The organism is Acetobacter sp. AC2005 (genome assembly GCF_037901235.1).
GTDB lineage: Bacteria > Pseudomonadota > Alphaproteobacteria > Acetobacterales > Acetobacteraceae > Acetobacter > Acetobacter oryzoeni.
The window spans coordinates 1989420-2010330 of record NZ_CP149625.1 but is presented as its reverse complement, the minus strand read 5'-3'; the positions used below and the strand labels follow the sequence as shown (position 1 = coordinate 2010330).

Annotated in this window: 18 protein-coding genes, 1 tRNA gene and 1 other RNA gene; 16 read left to right on the top strand and 4 right to left on the bottom strand. The window is 52.9% G+C overall.

The window, feature by feature from the left end; genetic code table 11:
- Window positions 1–300 precede the first annotated feature (300 nt).
- Window positions 301–2061: a glycosyltransferase gene (locus QQM41_RS09610; protein WP_339076989.1), complete on the top strand. Its 1761-nt coding sequence runs from the start codon at window positions 301–303 to the stop codon at window positions 2059–2061.
- Window positions 2062–2785: 724 nt separating this feature from the next.
- Here the strand turns inward: QQM41_RS09610 and QQM41_RS09605 are convergent.
- A tRNA-Ser gene (locus QQM41_RS09605) sits at window positions 2786–2875 on the bottom strand.
- A 219-nt stretch (window positions 2876–3094) separates the two neighbouring features.
- On the opposite strand from QQM41_RS09605, the gene rplU reads away from it, so the two are divergent.
- The 4 genes from rplU to proB all read left to right on the top strand — a co-directional run bounded on the left by rplU (window position 3095) and on the right by proB (window position 6035).
- Window positions 3095–3409 (top strand): 50S ribosomal protein L21, encoded by a 315-nt coding sequence (gene rplU, locus QQM41_RS09600; RefSeq protein ID WP_339076988.1) that lies wholly within the window; start codon window positions 3095–3097, stop codon window positions 3407–3409.
- A gap of 46 nt (window positions 3410–3455) precedes the next feature.
- Complete coding sequence (gene rpmA, locus QQM41_RS09595) at window positions 3456–3725, top strand: 50S ribosomal protein L27 (RefSeq protein WP_050818283.1); 270 nt, start codon at window positions 3456–3458, stop codon at window positions 3723–3725.
- 108 nt (window positions 3726–3833) lie between these two features.
- Window positions 3834–4853 carry a GTPase ObgE gene (obgE, locus tag QQM41_RS09590; RefSeq protein WP_339076987.1) on the top strand — a complete coding sequence of 340 codons (1020 nt, stop codon included), beginning with the start codon at window positions 3834–3836 and terminating at the stop codon, window positions 4851–4853.
- Between the two features lie 54 nt (window positions 4854–4907).
- Window positions 4908–6035 carry a glutamate 5-kinase gene (gene proB / locus QQM41_RS09585; protein ID WP_050818285.1) on the top strand — a complete coding sequence of 376 codons (1128 nt, stop codon included), beginning with the start codon at window positions 4908–4910 and terminating at the stop codon, window positions 6033–6035.
- Window positions 6036–6038: 3 nt separating this feature from the next.
- Here the strand turns inward: proB and QQM41_RS09580 are convergent, their stop codons facing one another.
- Both QQM41_RS09580 and QQM41_RS09575 read right to left on the bottom strand, forming a co-directional pair.
- Window positions 6039–6692: a hypothetical protein gene (locus tag QQM41_RS09580; protein WP_339076986.1), complete on the bottom strand. Its 654-nt coding sequence runs from the start codon at window positions 6690–6692 to the stop codon at window positions 6039–6041.
- 23 nt (window positions 6693–6715) lie between these two features.
- Entirely contained in the window at window positions 6716–6988 is a 273-nt protein-coding gene (locus QQM41_RS09575; protein WP_003623048.1) for a DUF2312 domain-containing protein, read from the bottom strand.
- Between the two features lie 95 nt (window positions 6989–7083).
- Here QQM41_RS09575 and zwf point away from each other — a divergent pair, with 95 nt between their 5' ends.
- Window positions 7084–8718: a glucose-6-phosphate dehydrogenase gene (gene zwf / locus QQM41_RS09570; protein ID WP_128105683.1), complete on the top strand. Its 1635-nt coding sequence runs from the start codon at window positions 7084–7086 to the stop codon at window positions 8716–8718.
- Window positions 8715–9161, top strand: coding sequence for a hypothetical protein (locus tag QQM41_RS09565; RefSeq protein ID WP_003628480.1), 447 nt, complete (start codon window positions 8715–8717; stop codon window positions 9159–9161). The genes zwf and QQM41_RS09565 overlap by 4 nt, the downstream gene beginning before the upstream one ends.
- A gap of 15 nt (window positions 9162–9176) precedes the next feature.
- Here the strand turns inward: QQM41_RS09565 and QQM41_RS09560 are convergent, their stop codons facing one another.
- Entirely contained in the window at window positions 9177–10235 is a 1059-nt protein-coding gene (locus QQM41_RS09560) for an alpha/beta hydrolase (protein WP_339076985.1), read from the bottom strand.
- A 60-nt stretch (window positions 10236–10295) separates the two neighbouring features.
- Here QQM41_RS09560 and rnpB point away from each other — a divergent pair.
- The 9 genes from rnpB to murD all read left to right on the top strand — a co-directional run bounded on the left by rnpB (window position 10296) and on the right by murD (window position 20906).
- An RNA gene (rnpB, locus tag QQM41_RS09555) (RNase P RNA component class A) lies at window positions 10296–10723 on the top strand.
- 288 nt (window positions 10724–11011) lie between these two features.
- Window positions 11012–11497, top strand: coding sequence for a division/cell wall cluster transcriptional repressor MraZ (mraZ, locus tag QQM41_RS09550; protein ID WP_035365556.1), 486 nt, complete (start codon window positions 11012–11014; stop codon window positions 11495–11497).
- Window positions 11494–12501, top strand: coding sequence for a 16S rRNA (cytosine(1402)-N(4))-methyltransferase RsmH (gene rsmH, locus QQM41_RS09545; RefSeq protein WP_050818289.1), 1008 nt, complete (start codon window positions 11494–11496; stop codon window positions 12499–12501). The genes mraZ and rsmH overlap by 4 nt, the downstream gene beginning before the upstream one ends.
- A 4-nt stretch (window positions 12502–12505) precedes the next feature.
- On the top strand, window positions 12506–13501 hold the full coding sequence (locus QQM41_RS09540; RefSeq protein WP_339076984.1) for a hypothetical protein: 996 nt from the start codon (window positions 12506–12508) through the stop codon (window positions 13499–13501).
- 32 nt (window positions 13502–13533) lie between these two features.
- Complete coding sequence (locus QQM41_RS09535; RefSeq protein ID WP_050818291.1) at window positions 13534–15552, top strand: penicillin-binding protein 2; 2019 nt, start codon at window positions 13534–13536, stop codon at window positions 15550–15552.
- Entirely contained in the window at window positions 15549–17018 is a 1470-nt protein-coding gene (locus tag QQM41_RS09530; RefSeq protein WP_339076982.1) for a UDP-N-acetylmuramoyl-L-alanyl-D-glutamate--2,6-diaminopimelate ligase, read from the top strand. Before QQM41_RS09535 ends, QQM41_RS09530 begins: the two co-directional genes overlap by 4 nt.
- The gene (murF, locus tag QQM41_RS09525) at window positions 17015–18400 is read left to right on the top strand and encodes a UDP-N-acetylmuramoyl-tripeptide--D-alanyl-D-alanine ligase (protein WP_339076981.1); all 1386 of its coding nucleotides are present in this window, start codon (window positions 17015–17017) and stop codon (window positions 18398–18400) included. Before QQM41_RS09530 ends, murF begins: the two co-directional genes overlap by 4 nt.
- On the top strand, window positions 18400–19494 hold the full coding sequence (gene mraY, locus QQM41_RS09520; protein WP_050818294.1) for a phospho-N-acetylmuramoyl-pentapeptide-transferase: 1095 nt from the start codon (window positions 18400–18402) through the stop codon (window positions 19492–19494). Before murF ends, mraY begins: the two co-directional genes overlap by 1 nt.
- Window positions 19491–20906 carry a UDP-N-acetylmuramoyl-L-alanine--D-glutamate ligase gene (murD, locus tag QQM41_RS09515; protein WP_339076980.1) on the top strand — a complete coding sequence of 472 codons (1416 nt, stop codon included), beginning with the start codon at window positions 19491–19493 and terminating at the stop codon, window positions 20904–20906. The genes mraY and murD overlap by 4 nt, the downstream gene beginning before the upstream one ends.
- Window positions 20907–20911 lie beyond the last annotated feature (5 nt).

Sequence of the window (20911 nt, the reverse complement as noted above, 5' to 3'; positions counted from 1 at the left end):
CCATAAAGAACGTAAAATCTTGCGAGCAGATTACTCTTATAGATCTCATTTTTTATAATAATTAAGAAATATACGGGGAGATATGTTACGTTATTATATTAAGTCTATCCCGAAATCAGGAACCTAGTTTTACCGCATCTTCTTTGAACTGAGAAAGCAAGCAATCTATACTAAAATAGTTCATTGCCTAATTTAATAGAAAAAGCTAAACAACATTGGTTTTTTATCTTAAATAATATTTGTATCCTTGCTGATTGCGTTGTATGTGAAAAAAATCTTTTCTTTATTTACATATAGGGTATGATGTACAAAATTCAGCAAATCGTGTTCCCTAGCATCGATATAGTATGCCCTGAAAATATGTATTTTCGAGGGAACGAAGAAAAAGTCTATGCCTCACTCAATAAGAAATCTATAGAAATAGTCAGGCATGGGATAGCTATTTTTGATACGTTTTTCAACTCCCTATCTATACGTCCGTGGAAAGAACATTGCCAAATTGATGATCTCGGCCTTTCTCTAACAGGACGGGGAAAAGTACGTATTCGTCTTGGTTTGCATGTTTTAGATAGGGCAGACCAATGGTTATATGAAAACGATATAGAACTCTCTGATACGCCATATGAAATGGATCTGCCATTTTGGAACCGTGTTCATGATGGTATGCTATATCTAGAAGTGCGTGCACTTACGGATGCAGAAATTACTGGTGGCTATTTTTTCACCCGAACAAAACCTCGCAACAAAGTGCGACTAGGTATTGTTATTACTCATTACAATCGAAAACATTATGTTCTGCCGGCTATTCATCGCATTTCAACCGAACTTTTAAATGATCCTTATTATAAAGATCATATTGAACTTATTGTCGTAGATAATTCGCAAAATATTGAAGATTCAGAAAAAGAAAACGCTATTTTGCTTCCCAGTAAAAATTTGGGTGGCTCCGGCGGCTTTACACGTGGATTACTCTATCTAAAAGACGAAAACTTTACGCATTGTCTTTTTATGGATGATGATGCGTCGTGTGAGATGGAATCTATACGCCGCACGCTGCATATCCTGGAATACGGAAAGGTAGATAATCTCGCCGTTGCAGGTTCTATGCTACGAGAAGCAGAGCCTTTTCGACTTCATGAAAAAGGGGCACGTATTGCAGGCACAGGTGTCGTCAATCTGAAGCATGGCTTAGATATGCGCCACGTGCACGATCTTCTTGTTGCTGAAACTCCTGAACCCGTAACATACGGAGGCTGGTGGCATTTTGCTTTCCGCATAAAAGACGTTACGCACCTGTCCTTCCCATTTTTCGTGCGTGGGGATGATATGTTATTTGGTCTTACAAACCATTTTAATATCATGACACTCAACGGGATTGGCGGCTGGGCTGATGACTTTGGCATCAAAGAAAGCCCTATCAACCGTTACCTTAGTTTACGTGCACATTTAATGTGCCTGATAATAGGTACGAATACCAGTAAATGGAAAATGTTACGCACATCGTTCGGGTGCGTGATAACTTCAGACATGTCCTATAATTACAGCGGCGCACAAGCTTTTATTGAAGCGGTTCGAGATGTACTTAAAGGACCATCTTTCTGGGAAAACAATGTTGATATGGCAAATGTGCGCAAGCATTTGTCTCAAATTGCACCAGGCGAGAAATGTGAACCTATACACATTCCAAAAGATGCCGAATATGGACGAGGTTTGCACGAAAGTAGAAAACGCCGTTTTTGTAGAATACTCACATTAAACGGGTTCCTTCTTCCAAATTTCTTAATGAAAAACAAAACACTAGTGGAGTCTAAGAACTTCCATGCTGTATTCCGTCGTGTTTTTCGATATAAGCGCATTTTATATATAACGCCTGATCACACAGGCTATATTGCTGAATATAATAAGAAAAAGTTTTTCAAAAATTTACGCGATTGGGGAAAAGTTTCTTTTGTTTTTTGTCGCAAATTTCAGTCAACCAAAACTGAATATCAGAAATCATTAACGCATTTAACAAGTGAAGGCTTTTGGAGAAAGGTTTTTACTTCAAATCAAAATAAATAGTCCGTTAAATTAAAAATTTTTACTATCCCTTTCTTGTAATCTTATCATTAAGAATTGCAAAGAAAGGGATAGTTTCAATTATATTTCCTAAATGATCTCTATTATTGGTGAGCAATAGATTATTTGCGCATTTATGGCGCCATATTTGTGATGCTTCTTCATTAATTGGCTGATTTTTGACACTTTAACAGATGATTTCGGTTTCTATGTGAGGCATTTTAATCATGCGCTGGAGCAGCAGCGGGCAGTTCCCTATTCTGAAGGGCCATGCGATAGCGCTGATCTGCTCCAAGAGCAGAAAGCAGCACATATTGTAGATATATTGGCACGCCCAATTCTCATGTAGCCTGCGAGACACCAACAGTGCTGATGAACACTTCCATTTGTAATTTCTGATCGGCATAGACACCTTTAATGCGGAATCAGATAACGAACTTGAGTTCAGACACGAGGCAGTGCGTTTAGCTTTGAGCAGCGATCTGTCGCGTGAGCGTATTGCTCAGGATCTGGGTATTGGATCTTCGGCGTTGAAACGGACCATTATCCTGCGTCAGCCACTAAGCGGGTGTATGTGATATTTTGTCGGTAGCAATCACTTCGACCTAGCTTGAAGACAGACTCTCAACGCCGCAAAAGACCAGATATCATTAAGGCAGAACGGATAATGGACGCATCTAAATACTACGCCACAAAATACTAATTTATTTGGTGATTTTTAATTTACTGGCGGAGAGAGAGGGATTCGAACCCTCGGTACGCTTGCGCGCACAACGGTTTTCGAGACCGCCCCGTTCGACCGCTCCGGCATCTCTCCTATATCGCGGGCTTATAGACATGCTTTTATAGCCCATGCAAGGCATGAACCCTATATTTCTATTGACGAGCCCTACCCTCACCGCTTAAAAAGCCGCCCTAATCCACACAGATGGAACCATGCTGCGCGCATTGTGCAGCCAAAGAAGAAAAAGCGACCAGAATTTTCGCCTGTATCTAAATGGTGCCGCGAGAATCCAGAGATCGGAAGAGACAGTTTATGTACGCAGTTATCCGCACCGGCGGCAAGCAGTACCGGGTTGAGCCCAACATGGTGCTGAAGGTTGAAAAGCTGGAAGTTGAAGCCGGCGCAACCGTTACATTTGATGAAGTTCTGGCCGTTGGCGGCGAAGGCAGCATCCAGATTGGTGCCCCCACCGTGGCTGGCGCAAAGGTAACGGCAACCGTTATCGCTCAGGACCGCCTCAAGAAGGTCATCATCTTCAAGAAGCGCCGTCGGCAGAACAGCCGCCGTAAAAATGGTCACCGCCAGCCGGTTACCGTTCTGCGCATTCAGGAAATCAACGCAGCCTGAACCCATTAGGGATTCAGACTGGTTAAGACCACGGAGGACTTAGGTCATGGCACAAAAAAAAGCTGGCGGTTCATCCCGTAACGGGCGCGATAGCGCCGGACGCCGCCTTGGCGTCAAGAAATTTGGTGGCGAGCAGGTTGTTGCTGGCAACATCATCGTGCGCCAGCGTGGCACGAAGGTGAAAGCCGGCGTAAACGTTGGTGTTGGCAAAGACCACACCCTGTTTGCACTGATTAACGGCAATGTTCGCTTCGAACGCCGTGCAGAAGGCCGTGTACACGTTTCTGTGGATGCGCTGCCTGCCGCTGCTGAATAAGCAGTTCGGTTTTTCCACCGCACGTTTTCCCGTGTGGCCGGAGCAGAAACAGGGGCCGGTCCTCAGGATCGGCCCTTTTTCGCGTTCTGGACTTGAGTAAGGTATGTCATGAAGTTTCTGGATCAGGCAAAAATCTACGTCCGCTCAGGAGATGGCGGAGATGGCGTGACAGCCTTCCGGCGGGAAAAATATATTGAATTCGGCGGCCCCGATGGCGGGAATGGTGGGCGCGGCGGCGATATTATTTTTGAAGCCGTACCCAACCTGAACACCCTTATCGATTTTCGCTATACGCAGCATTTCCGTGCGCGCAAAGGCGGCAACGGTGCCGGATCTGACCGCACAGGGGCTGCGGCCTCTCCTGTTATCATCAAGGTGCCTATTGGCACCCAGATTATGGATGATGACCGCGTAACCCTGCTGGCGGATTTGGATGAAGCCGGTAAACGCATCACCCTTTGCCGTGGTGGCGATGGCGGTTACGGTAATGCGCATTTCAAAAGCAGCACCAACCGCGCTCCCCGTCGGTCTGATAAAGGCTGGCCGGGTGAAGAGCGCTGGGTTTGGCTGCGCCTCAAGCTGATTGCAGATGTCGGCCTTGTGGGCCTGCCCAATGCTGGTAAATCCACATTCCTTTCTGTTGTTTCCGCTGCAAAACCCAAAATTGCGGATTATCCCTTTACAACACTGCATCCTCAGCTTGGCGTTGTGCGCCTTTCCATGACGGAAGAATTTGTTGTGGCGGATATTCCCGGCCTTATTGAAGGTGCGCACGAAGGCACCGGGCTTGGAGACCGCTTTCTGGGCCATGTTGAACGCTGCGCCGTATTGCTGCACCTGATTGATGGTGCCGCAGGCAGCGTTGTAGATGCATGGCGCACCATCCGGCATGAACTTGCCGCATATGATGGCGGGCTGGCAGAAAAGCCAGAAATCATCGCACTCAATAAAATGGATTCCATGACTCCGCGAGAAGCCTCTTCCCGCCGGGCGGCGCTGGAAAAAGCCAGCGGTGCCCCGGTGGTATTAATTTCTGCTGCAACCCATCAGGGCGTGCCAGAGCTTCTGCGCATGCTCCAGAATCAGGTTACCGAAAACCGCAAGAATGCGGATAAAAACCCCGCCTGAACACTGAACTGCCCGCAGATCCCTCAAGCCCCTTTCCTTTTACGGAACTGATCCATGACCGGATACACCAGCCCCTCCCTTACCAATGCCAAACGGCTTGTTGTTAAAATAGGTAGCGCGCTGGTGGTGGACCCAGAAAAACAGGCTCCGCGTCAGGAATGGCTGGCCAGTGTGGCGGCGGATATTGCGTATCTGCGCAAACAGGGCACGGCTGTTACTGTTGTCTCTTCTGGCGCTATTGCACTTGCCCGGCACACATTGGGGCTGGCAGGTGGCGCGCTCCGTTTGGCAGAAAAACAGGCTGCTGCTGCCGTAGGGCAGATCAGTCTGGCACAGGCATGGAGCCATGCTCTTTCAGCCCACGGCCTTATTGCTGCCCAGCTTCTACTTACCCCCGAAGATACAGAAGACCGCAAACGCTACCTGAATGCACGCGCAACGCTGAACACCCTGCTGGAAATGGGATGCGTTCCCGTTATTAACGAGAACGATACCGTTGCCACAGCCGAAATCCGTTTTGGCGATAATGACAGACTTGCAGCCCGCGTTGCACAAATGACGGATTCGGATCAGCTTGTGCTGCTGTCTGATATTGATGGCCTTTATACAGCGGACCCACGCACAAACCCGGATGCACAGCATCTGCCTGTGATTGAAACCCTTACCCCGGAAATTGAAGCTATGGGGGGTGAACCACCCCCAGGTTATTCTTCTGGGGGTATGCGCACCAAGCTGTTGGCTGCGGGTATTGCTACGCGCTCAGGCTGTGCCATGGCTATTGCCTTGGGCAAAACGCCCCATCCGCTCCGCTCTTTGCTGGAAGGCGGGCGCTGCTCATGGTTTCTGCCGCAAGATTGTGCCCATACAGCCCGCAAACAATGGATTGCAGGCAGCCTGACACCAGCGGGTGAAATTATGGTGGATGATGGTGCCGTAACCGCATTGCAGCAGGGTAAATCCCTTTTGCCCGCAGGTGTGCTTGGGGTGAAGGGTGATTTCTCTCAGGGTGATCTGGTAGAAATTATCAATACAGATGGCATCGTGCTGGCACATGGGCTTGCCGCCTATGATGCCGATGATGCCCGGCGTATTGCGGGCCACCGCTCCACCGAGCTTACAGATATTCTGGGGTGGCATGGACGGGACGAGATCATCCATCGTGATGACCTCGTCATGATCTAAAACTTAATCGTTTGCCGGATTTTTTCTGGGCCAGTTCAGCACAGGTTCTGCACGGCCTGTATGCTCATCAATACGCGGTATCCGCACAGATGGATGGGGCTGCGGAGCCTCATGAGAAAAATCAGGCCGATATGGTGGCTGATTGGCATCTGGCGCACGCTGTCGGCGGAGTATTTCTGCGCCAGTTTCTGCGCGTGGCGCTTCTGGTTCATGCCACGGCATGCGGCGAACCACCGGCTTTGCCGGGTCTGGCGCAAGATGCGGTGTTGGCGGGGCTTCCTCTCGCGCTTCATACGCATCAGAAACCTTAGGGGTTCGCAGTTCAGGAAAAACGGGCACGGCACGAGGTGCCGCAGGAGGTTTTTCAACCTCCGGCGGACGCACCTCTTCCACCACCACGCCGGATGATGTGCTGCCGCTTCGCTCTGCCATGCCAGACAAGGTAGGCTCCTGATACGCAGGAGCACCCCGCACGGCCTGCGCACGCAGTTCGGCCTGAATTTCCTCCAACTGGAGAGAAATCTCACCCAATCGCCCTTTTACCCCAAACACGGCAAAAGGCATCATCATGAAAGCAAGCCCGAACAACACGCCAAAAGCCAGAACCAGAAGCTGGCCCCAGACAGGCATCCAATCAGGAAAAGACAGAGACATCATGGGAAATAGACCCGACTAGCCTTTTACATACCCAATGCGCGGCGGTAGATATCCAGCAGTGTTTCCTGCTCTTCCACTTCTGCCGGTTCCTGCTTCCGCAGGCGGATAATCTGGCGGATAACCTTTACATCAAACCCGGCAGACTTTGCTTCTGTAAAGATATCCTTGATATCTCCGGCCAGAGCCTTGCGCTCTTCTTCCAGGCGTTCAACACGCTCAATAATGCTTCTCAGCCGATCTGCGGCAATACCGCCAACAGCTGCATCTTCATCCCCGGAAATGCGTTCGCCATCCATGCTTCGGCCTCCTCATTTATATACAAACACCCAACACTGCGCAGGCAGAACCTGCTAACATTGCCAGATAGTGAAGCGCGGGCTTATCGCGCCACGTGTATGTGGTCAATGATGCAGCACATCAGAACCCCTTGCAAACACGCGGGCGGCCTTCCATAAGCACTGCACCCTGTTCCTGTTCCGGGCCTTTTGCCCGCAAACCACGACTTTTTTACGGCGGGCATCCCCCTCCGGCTGACCAGCGAGACCCCTGCATCATGGCTCTTGTGAACCGCACGGAACCTTTTGACTTTGTCATCTTTGGCGCGACAGGTGATCTGACACGCCGAAAACTGCTGCCTGCTTTTTTGCGCCGCTTTCATGCCCGCGAATTTGATCAGGAAGCACGAATTATCTGCACAGCACGGTCTGAGTTAAATACCGAGCAGTTTCGGAACCTGTGTAGCGCCACCCTGCACGAGTTTGCCCCTGACATTGCCAAAGACACAGAAACACTCAACCAGTTTCTGGGCCTTCTGACCTATGTATATCTTGATGCCACGGAAGAAGGCCCTCACTGGCAGGAACTCAGCGCCACCCTGCCCGATGCGGAGCGCACAAGGGTTTTCTATTTTGCTACGGCACCCGCGCTGTATTCCGCCATTTGTGCTGGAGTTTCCCAGCATAACCTGATCACGCAGCACACGCGGGTGGTGCTTGAAAAACCCATTGGCACAGACCTGCAATCTGCCAATGAGATCAATGAAGGTGTAGGCCGCTACTTCTCTGAAGATGCCATCTACCGGATTGACCACTATCTGGGTAAGGAAGGCGTGCAGAACATTCTGGCCTTACGCTTTGCCAACCCAGCGCTAGAACAGCTGTGGTCTTCCGAAGCGATTGCCCATGTGCAGATTACCGCCGCAGAAACAGTAGGCGTGGGTGATCGCGGCTCCTACTATGATAAATCTGGCGCGTTACGCGATATGGTGCAGAACCACCTTTTACAGGTGCTGTGCATGGTGGCCATGGATGCACCAGCCTCTCTCCGTGCTGATGATTTACGGAATGAAAAGCTGAAAGTGCTCAACGCCCTGCGCCCCATGACACCGGATATGGTGCGTAAAAACGTTATCCGTGGGCAATACACCGCAGGCCGCGTAAAAGGGGAAGATGTTCCGGGTTATGTAGAAGACCTGAAAACGGGCCGCCCGAGTGATACTGAAACATTTGTGGCCATTCGCACAAAAATTCGTACGGCGCGCTGGGGCAACACACCTTTTTACCTGCGCACAGGCAAACGGTTAGCCACCAAAACCACAGAAATTGTTATCCAGTTCCGCCCGCAGGTCTGGCCTATTTTTACCAATATGCCTTCTCCCGGCCGGTTGGTCATCCGCATTGCCCCGCATGAAGAACTCTCACTTGTGCTGGCGGCGCGAGACCCCGGTGCTGGCGGGTTCAGAGTGCGCAACGCCACGCTGCACATGTCTTACGAAAACGAATTTGCCGTGCAGTATCAGGATTCCTACGAACGCTTGCTGCTAGACGCTGTGCGCGGAGACCCTGCCCTTTTCATCCGGCGAGATGAAGTTGAGGCATCATGGAAATGGGTCGAGCCTATTCTGGATTCATGGCGCTATGCGCTTACCCCGCTGGAACCCTACCCTGCTGGAAGCTGGGGCCCTGCAACCACCCGTGCGCTTCTGGCGCGTGATGGTGCCCTTTGGCACGAAGATATGCTGACATGAACACATCCTCACCCAAAATGACTGGCCGTGGGCCATTTGCAAAACGCACTCTGCGCCAACATATCCTGCGGCGGCTGGCAATTGTTCTGCCTCTTTCCCTTATGATGATCCTGCTGGCCAAAACCGGCACGCTCGATCGGCTGGTGGATTCCTATACCTTCAAACCCGCAAGCTGGTTTGATGATACGGCCTTGGTGCGCCACCTGCGCCTGAAGGTCACCCATAACGGCATGACGCATGATCGGCCGGATTGCCTGCTGTTTGTGGTAAACGGAAACGATGCCCCCACCGCATCACGCATTGATGTTATGGAAAAGCATTCCGGCACCTGCCCCGGCCCAAAAGATGATTTGCCTAAACTGTTCACTTTGCGCGTGGATAGGCTGAACCGGCTTGTGTATTCAGATCAGGGCTCACCGGGCGTGTTTCATCCCATTCCGTAATGGGCCTGGCCGGTTTTACCCGGCAAAGGCTTTCTTCAATGCCTTGCCACCCAACCGCAAAGCCGCCTTGCCATGCGGCATAAAGGCGTAAAAGTTCAGGAATGCATGCAGGGCACCGGGGTAACAGCGATATATCACCTTAACCCCTGCCTTTTCCAACGCCTGCGCATAGGCTGCACCTTCATCACGCATCGGGTCACATTCCGCCGTAATAATAACGGCTGGTGGCAAACCTTGCAGATCCGGGTTTAAGCCCGGCACAAAGCGTGGATGCTTCCAGTGTTCAGGCTTTTGAATATACTGATCTCCATACCACTCCATTGACCGTCGAGAGAGGAAATAGCCCTTTTCATACGTTCGATGCGATGGAAAAAGCTTCTCTCCATAGAGCGATGGATAATACAGCACCTGCATAACAGGTTGGGGCCCTAACCCCGCGCGCCCATCCTGCGCCAGAACAGCGGCTAAATTTCCGCCAGCACTATCCCCTGCCACAGCAACCTTACCGCCCCAATACTTGGCGGACGCACCAGCCAGCCATTGCAGGGCAGCCTGACTGTCATCAATAGCCGCAGGAAAAGGATGTTCTGGAGCCAAGCGATAATCGGGCAATAACACAGCCGCACCAGAGGCTCGCGCCAAGCGGCAGCATATCCCGTAATGGGAATTAAGCCCGCAGTGCACAAACCCGCCCCCATGCAAATACAATAAAGCGCCCCTTACCCGCCCATAGGGAATAAAAAGCCGTGCCCGCATAGGCCCCGCAGCACCGGGAATGGATAAAGTAACGACCCGTCTTATCGGCACAGATGAAAGGCGAAGTGGAAAGGAGGGCGTATCCATCGCTTTGCGCAACCGCACAAGAAACGCAGAGATTTCCTGCGCTGCGTTATGGGGCTCGTCTGCTTCAGGCGCATCTTTTTCCGCACGCTTGCGCGTGAGCTGCTCTTGCCATCTGATACAGCGCAGCAAAAGCCGAGATGGAAGGTTGGGCCGTGCGGGCATAGAGTTTTGAGGCACATCAGAAAAATCAGACATAGCTACCTGATTAGCGGCAATTTTCTGCATCGTCATGCCTTCATAACATCAGTTGCGGCTTGACCTGAACGCAAGCCCGACGCAGGGTGCGCTCCGTCAGGTGGTTGGGCGGTCGCTGTCCTGCTCTTTAACGGGTGGGAGAGAGGAAAGTCCGGGCTCCACGGAAGAACGGTGCCGGCTAACGGCCGGCGAGGGTAACCTTAGGGAAAGTGCCACAGAAAACAGACCGCCTTCCGGGTCTGACTTTGTAAAATCCTTATGGGATTTTATGGGACAGGCTGAAGGTAAGGGTGAAACGGTGCGGTAAGAGCGCACCGCTCCGCTGGTAACAGAGGAGGCACGGTAAACCCCACCGGGAGCAAAACCGAATAGGAACGGCAGAAACCCTTGTGGTTTCGGGGGTTCTTCCGCCCTGCCGTTCGGGTTGGTTGCGAGAGGCATGTTGCAAAACATGCCCTAGACGAATGACCGTCCAGCCTCTTTACAGAGGTGGACAGAACCCGGCTTACAGACCACCTGACACTCTCTTTCTTACCAATCCACTGTGTTTTCACATCAAAAATAGAACATAAAAAGAACAGAAAACGGCAATCTTTTGTTTGCCGCCACAAAATCAATACATTCGCGCCAGAAATCTTTTCTGCATGAATACTTAAATAATGGCGGTTTTCTGCTGTTTTTTCTGTCATTTTAATTTGCGTCCCATAACATCCCATGCTATCCCATACCAGACCACAAGTGTGGTGAAGGCGGTTCTGTTCCCCGCTGAATTGCGAACGGAAAGGCTGTTTCTGCAAAGGCTTCTGACGTACGTGGGCGTATTTCTCGGCACGCATGAAAATCGATTCGACGCCAAGGGGCGCATTTCGATTCCTGCCGGGTTCCGTTCAGTGCTCAAAACGCAGCAGACGGAAGGTGACGCGCTGATGATTCTCCGCCCCTCCCATACCCTGCCATGTGTTGAGGCATGGCCTGCCGTTGCTTTTGCACGCCTGACCGAACCGCTTGATCGGCTGGACATGTTTTCTGATGAGCATGATGATCTGGCTGCCGCTCTGTATGCCGATGCCTACCCCATAGATCCCGACCGTGAAGGCCGCATTATTTTACCTGATTTTTTACGTGAACATGCCGGGCTAACAGAAAGCCCAACGGCTGCCTTTATGGGTGTTGGCCGTATCTTTCAGATTTGGGAGCCACAGGCCGCGCAGCAGCGCCGGGCAGAAGCGCGCCAGCGTTCACGCCGTGTGAGCATTCCGGCTGCAAATGGTGCAGAGCCAAAAGGGCGTAATGCATGAACGCTCTTTCTTCCTTCACGCACCCTGAAACGGCTCAGGGCCACATTCCGGTTATGTTGGCAGAGGTTCTGGAATATCTTCACCCCGCAGATGGTGAGCGTATTCTGGATTGCACGTTTGGCGGTGGCGGCTATAGTTCTGCCATTCTAAAAAGTGCTGATTGCAACGTATGGGGCATTGACCGTGATCCGGACGCCATTGCGCGTGGGCAGGTATTAAGCCGCGCATTTCCCACAGCAGATGGCGGATCTCGCCTTCACCTGCTGCAAGGTAGCTTTGGCAATATGCAGGCACTTGCAAGTGCAGCAGGTATCTGCACCTTTGATGGTATTGTGCTGGATCTGGGTGTGTCCTCCTTCCAGTTGGATGAAGCTGACCGTGGTTTTTCCTTCCGTATGGAAGGCCCGCTGGATATGCGCATGGAAAAATCCGGCCCCTCAGCAGCAGATATCGTCAATAAGGCACCAGAAGCAGAGCTGGCAGATATTTTCCATTTCTATGGGGAAGAACGCCACGCGCGCCGCCTTGCGCGCGCCGTTGTGAATGCCCGTTCGGAAGCGCCTTTCCAGACTACAACACAACTGGCTGAGCTCGTGCGGTCTGTAATCCCCAAAGATCGCTCTGGCATAGATTCCGCTACACGCGCCTTTCAGGGCCTGCGTATCGCCGTAAATGATGAACTGGGCGAAATTGAACGCGGGCTTGAACAGGCGCTGGATATGCTGGCGCCGGGTGGGCGGCTGGTTGTTGTTTCCTTCCATTCACTGGAAGATCGTATCGCCAAGCGTATGGTCCAACATGCCACGGGCAAGGATAAAAGCTTTTCGCGCTATGACCCCCGTGCCGCCGGAACACCAGCGCCGCAGACGGACTTTGTAGCCCTTACGCACAAAGCCCGGCGGCCCAGCGATGCTGAATGTAGCCATAATCCTCGCGCCAGAAGTGCACGGCTGCGCGCTGTCATGAAACGTGCATCAACCCCTGCTTCCGTAAAAAAGGGCTAAGTCCATGATCCCCCGTCCATTTACATGCTGCTGTGCGGTTCTGGCGATTGCATCTGGCTTTTTCCTTTATACAAAGAAGCATCAGACCACCCTTCTCGATCAGCAGATTTCTCAGATCGTGAAGGAAACGGAGCACGTTCGCACACAAACATCCATTCTGCGCACGGAATGGGCTTTGGAAAACCAGCCTGAACGCCTTGCCCAGCTTGTGGCACAGCATGAATCTGGTTTGCAGACCATGAATCCAACGCAGTTTGTGCGTATGGCTGATTTGGAAAGCCACCTTCCTGCCGTTGCAAAAGATGCTCTGCCCCAAGCCCCGGCATTGGTTGCTGACAAATCAACCAACATTGCGCCACCACCGGTTATGACACCCCCTGCGCATACACCGGCTCCGGCTGTTGTGGCCGATGCACGCCCTGCGCACGTCACCCCACCAGCAGTCATCCATCCGGTGCGCCCTGTAGCTGCGCCTACTGTTGTGGCCGATGTGCCGCATGTTGCAGCGGAACCCACCCCGCACCCACGCGCAACATCTGTGGCCGATGCGGCATCTGTTTTGCATGCACCAGTGGCACATCATGATCACCCACATGCTGCGCCGGAACCTGTAGCTGCACCGGTACGTGTTGCGCAGGTTGCCGACCCCGCTACACCAGCCCGCCCTGCACACCATATGGCAGTTGAAACACCACGCCCACAGGTTGTTGCTTCCGCCAATGCGGATGATGATGCGCCTGTAGCTCCGGTTCGCCATAGCCTTACGCGGGCAGCATCTCCGGCTATTCGGCACGTAGCGCAGGCTTCGGATGATGATGCAGCGCCAATTCGGCATCCGCTTCCGGTTGCGGCAGCCAGTTGGCACGCCACGCGCCCTCATCGTGCATCTTCTGCACCTTCCAGCTATATGGAAGCACGCGCTACTTCCGGCTATAGCAGCGGCTCTCTGCTGAGCCGTGGTGGTGATGCGCTGCCGGCTCCGGTTCCGGTTGCTAACTGATTTTTTGTGGTTAAAGGCCTTTCTGACCTGACATGTCTGTCTCCCCCAATGACCCCGACCCAACGCGCACAGTAGGTGTTACGGGGGACGATCTGCGCGCCCGCGCACATCGGGACCAAATGCATGTAAGGCTTTTGGGTGTTGCTGGCGGTTTTTGCCTGATTTTTGCTGTTGTCGCTATCAAGCTGAGTATCGCAACAGTTATTCACCCCATGGCGCCGGAAAAGCGGCAGATTGCACCGCAGGTTCCTGAAATTCCTAAAATTGACCCCAGGGGCAGCCTTGCTGGGGATTTCTCGCTACCGCAGGTGCATCGCGCTTCTATCGTAGATCGCAATGGGCAGACCTTGGCGCTCTCCCTGCCTGTTGCGCAGGTGTATGCCAACCCGCAAGAGTTGATTGACCCCAAGGATGTTGCACACAAACTCAAATCCATCCTGAAGGATCTGGATGAGCAGGAAACCGCTGATCGCCTTTCCCGCCCCAAACAGTTTGTTTACATTGCACGCAATATTTCGCCCCAGCAGGAACTGGCCATCAATAACCTTGGCATTCCGGGTATTTATTTTGAACCGGGCGAAAGACGGCATTATCCGCTAGGCCGCATGGCCGCCCAGATTATGGGTACTGTTGATATTGATGATCACGGCGTGGCCGGGATTGAAAAATACTTCGATAAGCGCCTGCTTTCTGATCGTCGCCCCCTTCATCTGTCTTTGGATATTCGTGTTCAGTCTGCTGTGCGTGAAGAAGTGGCAAATGCCATGCAAACCTTTCAGGCCATTGGGGCCTGCGGCATTGTGATGGATGTGCGTACAGGTGAAATTATTGCCATGGTCAGCCTGCCTGACTTTGATGCCAATAATTTTGCCCATGCCACCAATGATGAACGATTTAACCGTGCCGTAACCGGCTTGTATGAGCCCGGTTCCACCTTTAAGCTACAAACAACCGCCATGGGGCTGGAAACGGGCACTATCCATATTTGGGACCGGTTTTCATCCGTACCATTGCATATCGGTCGCTTTACCATCCGCGATATGAAGAGTGACCATTTTTCTCCGTGGCTGACACTGCCCGAAGTGATGGCTTATTCTTCCAACCCGGCTGCGGCACATATTGCGTTGGATGTTGGCGGTAAAAAGCAGTCCGAATGGCTGCGTTCGATGGGTTTTTTCTCCCCCGTCCCGGTTGAACTGCCAGAAGCTGCACGCCCCTTGGTGCCGCATCAGTGGGGCATTGCCACGGTCATGACAGTCGGGTTCGGGCATGGTGTAGCTGAACCTCCATTGGCCATTGTGCGTGGCACTGCGGCCACGGTTAATGGTGGCATTCTGGTAACGCCTACCTTGCTGGACAAGGAAGACCCAGCCAATGCTACAACCAGCGCGCCGGGCATAAGCCCGCAATTTGCCAGCGGCATCCAGAACGCCGCGCTTGAACAAAGCGTGGAAGATGATACCCCAAGTAGCGCGGTGGATGCTCCTGTTACGCCTGCTGGCCCACGCATTCTTTCTGAAAAAGTATCCAGCCTTCTACGCCGCCTTCTGCGGTTGGATGTTACCCACGGCACAGGGCGTACTGCAGAATCTCCGGGATATTTTGTGGGCGGTAAAACCGGCACGGCAGAAAAGATTGGCCCACATGGTGGCTACCTGAAGCACGTGAACATTTCGGCGTTTACAGGGATCTTCCCCATGAATGCACCGCATTATGCCGTGTATGTCATGCTGGATAGCCCCAAACCTACTCCGCAAACCCATGGCTGGACAACAGCAGGCTGGAACGCGGCACCCACTGTTTCCAAAATTGTTTCACGCATTGGACCCATGCTCCAGATTTTCCCCGATACAGAGCATGCTGAGCAGATTGATGCGCAAATGGCTCTACCCATGCATCCTGCGGTGCCACGTGGCGTAAGGCCACTTGGTCCGGGGAATGATCCGGGAGACCCGCGCAAAGCCGAAGCTGAACATAAGGCTGAAAAAGAAGCACTTAAACGCGCCATGGCTGAACGCAAAAAAGCGGCTGCGGAGGTTATGGACGAATGAGCCTTTCCCTCTCCACCCTTCTTGCGGCTGCAGGGCTTCCAGCCTTACCTGAAAACCCTGAGATTTCTGCCATTACAGCGGATAGCCGACAGGTAAAACCGGGCACAATTTTTGCTGCTTTGCCGGGCGTTAAAACCGATGGCCGAACCTTTATTGCAACAGCCGTGCAAAATGGTGCGGCAGCAATTTTGGCACCTGCAGATACACAGTGGCCAACAGGTGTGTCCGCCTGCCCGCTTATTCTGACGCCCAACCCGCGCCATGCTCTGGCACTTATGGCCGCTGCTCTGGCAGGGCCTCAGCCACAGCATCTGGTGGCTATTACCGGCACAAATGGCAAAACCAGCACTGCGGATTTTATTCGCCAGATCTGGGCACTACAGGGGTTTAAAGCTGCTGCCATTGGCACACTTGGCCTGACTGGGGCGGAAAATACTTCCATTTCATTTCCCGCGCTTACAACGCCAGACCCGGTTGCCCTTGCCAATGGGCTGGCAGCACTTACCCAAGCCGGGTTTAACCATGTTGCGCTGGAAGCCTCATCCCACGGGTTGGAACAGGGGCGGTTAGATGGCCTCCGGCTTGCTGCGGCCGGCTTTACCAATCTGACGCGGGACCATCTGGATTATCATCTGACCATAGAAGCCTATCGCACAGCCAAACTGAAGCTGTTTGATACCCTTCTGCCAGAACATGCCATTGCCGCTGCCAATGCCGATATGGATGCACAAACGCTCCAAGCTATCCGTACTATTGCAGACCGCCGGAACCTGCGACTAAGGCTGGTTGGTGAACAGGGCACAACATTACGCCTTGTGGCACACAATGCCCTTCCTGCCGGGCAGGAACTGACCATTGAGCACAATGGCCATACCAGCACGGTTCTCCTCCCTATTCCGGGGCGCTTTCAGGCAGATAACGTATTGCTGGCTGTAGCTCTTGCTGCGCAGGATGATGCCGAGATTGCACGTATTCTGCCCCTTTTGCCGCAGCTTAAAGGGGTTCGGGGCCGGCTGGAACGTGCAACCGTTCTGCCAAATGGAGCCTGCGCGTATGTAGATTACGCCCACACTCCAGATGCGCTGGCACGGCTGCTGGCATCTTTGCGCCCCCACGCACGCGGCAAGTTGGTTGTTGTTCTGGGTGCCGGAGGTGATCGTGATAGTGGCAAGCGCCCTCTTATGGGTCAGGAAGCCATTAAAGGTGCAGATATTGCCATTATTACGGATGACAACCCACGCACAGAAAATCCCGCATCTATTCGTGCAGAAATAAAAGCCGGTGCCCCGCAGGCGCTGGAAATTGCAGATAGAAAACAAGCAATAGCAGAAGCTCTTTCCATGCTTAAAGCAGACGATGTACTGGTTGTGGCCGGCAAAGGCCATGAACAGGGACAGATTATAGGCAATACCATTTTACCGTTTGATGATGCCGCGGTGTTGCGCACACTGGCGGGCCATCCATGAGCCTATTGTGGACGCGGGACGAACTGGAAACCGCAACGGGTGGAACGTTTTTAGGGCATACCTCTGTTTCTGTTACCGGTATTTCCATTGATACGCGCACCCTTGCCCCCGGAGACCTGTTTATTGCCCTAAAAGGCGATAACAGTGATGGGCATGCACATATTGCCACAGCGCTCGAAAAAGGTGCTGCAGCCGTTTTGGCGCATTCAGCCGAAGGGTTCACAGACCCGCGTATTCTGCTGGTGGCAGATACCATGCAGGGCCTTCAAAAGCTGGCGCAGGCCGCACGGGCGCGTTTTAAGGGTAAAGTTGTTGCCGTAACCGGCAGTGTGGGCAAAACCACCACCAAGGAAATGCTGCGCCTTTGCTTGGCTCCTTCTGGCCTGACACATGCGGCAGAGGCTTCCTACAACAACCATTGGGGTGTGCCACTCACGCTTGCACGCCTACCGCGAGAAGCTGCTTTCTGTATCAGTGAAATTGGCATGAACCATCCGGGGGAAATTCTTCCGCTTGCCAAAATGGTGCAGCCTGATGTGGCCGTTATTACCACTATTGGTTCGGCACATTTGGGCCATATGGGCAGCTTGGACGCTATTGCAAAAGAAAAAGCTTCCATCATTACAGCTCTGCCCAAAGGCGGCATTGCCATTGTGCCGGACGATGCGCACGGCACGCAGTTTTTTACTGCAGCGGCAGAAAAAGCGCAGGCTGTTTTGTGGCCTTGTGGTGTGAACCCTCATAGCACGGCACATCTGGCCCATTTGCATACTGGTGCTGACGGTTCGCGCTTTGATGTTTCCATTCAGGGCAAAACGTTCAACGTCCATCTTCCAGCACCCGGCACGCATTTGGCACGCAATGCCGTTGCTGCATTGGCAGCCTGTGCTGCACTTGGCGCAGATGTTGCCAAGGCTGCGGATGCACTGGCAGAATTCCGCCCCGGTAAGGGCCGTGGTGCCCTCATCCAAATTGCCGGTGGGGCCATTACACTGCTGGATGAAAGCTATAATGCTTCGGCGGCTTCCATCCGGGCTGCATTGGATGTTCTGCGCCATATCCCCGCCACACGCCGTATCGCCGTTCTGGGCGATATGCGTGAGTTGGGTGAATTTTCCATTTCCGAACATCAGGCACTTGCTGCTCCTGCTGCTAGTGCTGCTGACCTCGTTTTTTGCTGCGGATCCTACATGAAAACCCTTTTTGATGCCCTTCCGCCCTCCAAACAGGGCGCATGGGCAGAAAGTGCTGCCTTACTTGCTCCTCATGTCTGCGCGGCTTTGCGCAAGGGGGATGCCGTATTGGTGAAGGGTAGTTTAGGAAGCCGCATGCGGGACGTTATTGCAGCACTCAACGCACTTCCGGCAGTGGAGTGTGCCTAATGCTGTATATGCTGATTTCTCACGCCGCGCATGATGGACACATCACAATCCTGAACCTGCTGCGTTACATCACGTTTCGCGCGGGCTGTGCGTGTATGACAGCCTTGGGCATCAGCCTGCTTCTGGGCCGCCCGCTTATCAGAACGCTGCGCCGTATCCAGCGGGAAGGCCAGCCTATTCGCGCCGTTGGCCCTGAACGCCATATTCTGGAAAAAACCGGCACACCAACAATGGGCGGTGTGTTGATCTTGATTTCTCTGGTGATCTCCATGCTGATCTGGGGAGATCTGGAAAACGGCTTTGTGTGGGCTGTTATGCTCACCACTCTGGGTTTTGGCGCCATTGGGTTTGCAGATGATTACCGCAAACTGGCACGCCGCAACACGGATGGCCTTTCCAAACGTGCCAGACTTGGTGGCGAGTTTGGTATCTCACTTCTGTGCGGGTGGTGGCTGCAATCTCTCATGCCGCCAGAACTGGCAAACCATCTGGCTTTTCCGTTTGTAAAAGACCTTCTGCTGCCACTGGGTATTCTGTACCCCGTATTTGCCATGATTGTGATTACCGGCTTTGGCAATGCGGTTAACTTTACAGATGGGCTGGATGGTCTGGCTATCGGGCCTGTTATTGTGGCTTCTTTGGTGTTTGCCATTCTTTCCTACCTGGTTGGCAACCACGTTTTTGCAGATTACCTGCAAATACACGCCGTGCCCGGCACAGGGGAACTTGCCGTATTTTGCGCTGCCCTTGTTGGCGCTGGCCTTGGGTTTTTGTGGTTTAACGCCCCTCCGGCCTCGGTATTTATGGGGGATACGGGCTCTCTCTCCCTTGGTGGGGCGCTGGGTTCTCTGGCCGTTGCCATCAAGCATGAACTGGTGCTGTGCATTGTAGGCGGCCTGTTTGTGGCAGAAACACTTTCTGTGGTTATTCAGGTGTTCTGGTATAAACGCACTGGCCGGCGTGTGTTTCTTATGGCCCCGTTCCACCACCATTTTGAGAAAAAAGGGTGGGCAGAACCCAAGATTGTCATCCGGTTCTGGATTGTTTCCATTGTTCTGGGGCTGTGTGGTCTGGCCACGCTGAAACTAAGATGAACGGCTTTTCACCCTCCCTGTTTTCCGGGCAGCGCTTTGCTGTTTTCGGCCTTGGCAAAAATGGCCTGCCAGCCGTGCTTATGCTGGCGAGCACAGGTGCCACCGTACAGGTATGGGATGATGGTGAGGGCGGACGCAAAGGGCTGGCAGATGCACTTTCCACCCTTGCCCCTGATGTTGCCGCACGTATTACGTGCAAGCCGTTTGAAAGCCTGAATGGGTTTGAAGCGCTTATTCTTTCACCCGGTATTCCGCACGTTTTACCCAAGCCGCACCCTATAGCCCTTATGGCCAAGGCCGCAGGTCTTCCCATTCTTTCCGATGCGGAAGTGCTTTATCGGGCTGTGCGTCAATCTGGCAGCAAGGCCCGTTTTGTTGGTATTACAGGCACCAACGGCAAATCCACCACCACCACTTTGCTGGCCCATATTCTGGCAGAAGCCAAACTGCCCGTAGCTGCTGGTGGCAACCTTGGGCCAGCTGCTCTGGCCCTGCCTTTGCTACCAGATAACGGCGTATATGTGCTGGAAATGTCATCCTACATGCTGGAACGGCTGGATACCCTACGCTTTGATGCCGCATGTTTGCTGAACCTGACACCAGATCATCTGGACCGTCATGCAGGGATGGATGGCTACGCCCAAGCTAAAAAACGTGTGATCACCGGCCAAACAGACACGGATCTGGCCGTTATTGGCGTGGATGATAAGTGGTGCCGCGCCATTGCCGCAGAACTGGAACACGGCCCTGCCAAATGTGAAACCATTTCCGGCACCAACCCTGCCTGTTCTTACTACGGCAAAGATGGTGCCATATGGCACCACAGCACACGCATAGCGCAAACCGGGCCTAGCCTTCTCGGTACCCACAATGCGGAAAATACTGCCGCCGCTATTGCTATCGCGCGTTTTCTGGCTGTGCCAGATGCAACCATTGCACAGGCTGTGGCCTCCTTTCCCGGTCTGCCGCATCGGCAAAAGCTTGTAGCCTCCTGCAACGGGGTGGATTTTGTGGATGACAGCAAAGCCACAAATGCAGATGCAGCCTCTCGCGCTTTGGGATGTTATGAAAAACTGGTGTGGATTGCAGGCGGCACGGCAAAAGAAGGCGGCATTGCCTCTCTTGCGCCCTATTTCCCGCATATTGCACATACATTCCTGATTGGGCGGGATGCACCGCTGCTTGCCCAAACACTAAAAGAACACAACGTGCCTTTTACAATGGCAGAAACACTAGAAAACGCCGTGCCTGCGGCTTATACGGAAGCACACCGTACGCATACGCCTGTTGTGCTGCTTTCACCCGCCTGCGCCAGCTTTGATCAGTTTTCTGGGTTTGAGGCACGTGGCCTGCGCTTTCAGGAACTGGCGGATGAGGTTTGCGCCCGGCATGCGGGCATGACAGAGCAGTGAGAGAC

Bases quoted from the DNA above. Each gene is read 5' to 3' on its own strand.
- obgE (WP_339076987.1), top strand. From the start codon at position 3,834: ATGAAGTTTCTGGATCAGGCAAAAATCTACGTCCGCTCAGGAGATGGC.
- QQM41_RS09565 (WP_003628480.1), top strand. From the start codon at position 8,715: ATGAACACATCCTCACCCAAAATGACTGGCCGTGGGCCATTTGCAAAA.
- mraY (WP_050818294.1), top strand. From the start codon at position 18,400: ATGCTGTATATGCTGATTTCTCACGCCGCGCATGATGGACACATCACA.
- proB (WP_050818285.1), top strand. From the start codon at position 4,908: ATGACCGGATACACCAGCCCCTCCCTTACCAATGCCAAACGGCTTGTT.
- QQM41_RS09610 (WP_339076989.1), top strand. From the start codon at position 301: ATGATGTACAAAATTCAGCAAATCGTGTTCCCTAGCATCGATATAGTA.
- QQM41_RS09580 (WP_339076986.1), bottom strand. From the start codon at position 6,692: ATGATGTCTCTGTCTTTTCCTGATTGGATGCCTGTCTGGGGCCAGCTT.
- QQM41_RS09530 (WP_339076982.1), top strand. From the start codon at position 15,549: ATGAGCCTTTCCCTCTCCACCCTTCTTGCGGCTGCAGGGCTTCCAGCC.
- murF (WP_339076981.1), top strand. From the start codon at position 17,015: ATGAGCCTATTGTGGACGCGGGACGAACTGGAAACCGCAACGGGTGGA.
- QQM41_RS09540 (WP_339076984.1), top strand. From the start codon at position 12,506: ATGATCCCCCGTCCATTTACATGCTGCTGTGCGGTTCTGGCGATTGCA.
- rpmA (WP_050818283.1), top strand. From the start codon at position 3,456: ATGGCACAAAAAAAAGCTGGCGGTTCATCCCGTAACGGGCGCGATAGC.
- QQM41_RS09535 (WP_050818291.1), top strand. From the start codon at position 13,534: ATGTCTGTCTCCCCCAATGACCCCGACCCAACGCGCACAGTAGGTGTT.
- rsmH (WP_050818289.1), top strand. From the start codon at position 11,494: ATGAACGCTCTTTCTTCCTTCACGCACCCTGAAACGGCTCAGGGCCAC.
- rplU (WP_339076988.1), top strand. From the start codon at position 3,095: ATGTACGCAGTTATCCGCACCGGCGGCAAGCAGTACCGGGTTGAGCCC.
- murD (WP_339076980.1), top strand. From the start codon at position 19,491: ATGAACGGCTTTTCACCCTCCCTGTTTTCCGGGCAGCGCTTTGCTGTT.
- QQM41_RS09575 (WP_003623048.1), bottom strand. From the start codon at position 6,988: ATGGATGGCGAACGCATTTCCGGGGATGAAGATGCAGCTGTTGGCGGT.
- QQM41_RS09560 (WP_339076985.1), bottom strand. From the start codon at position 10,235: ATGACGATGCAGAAAATTGCCGCTAATCAGGTAGCTATGTCTGATTTT.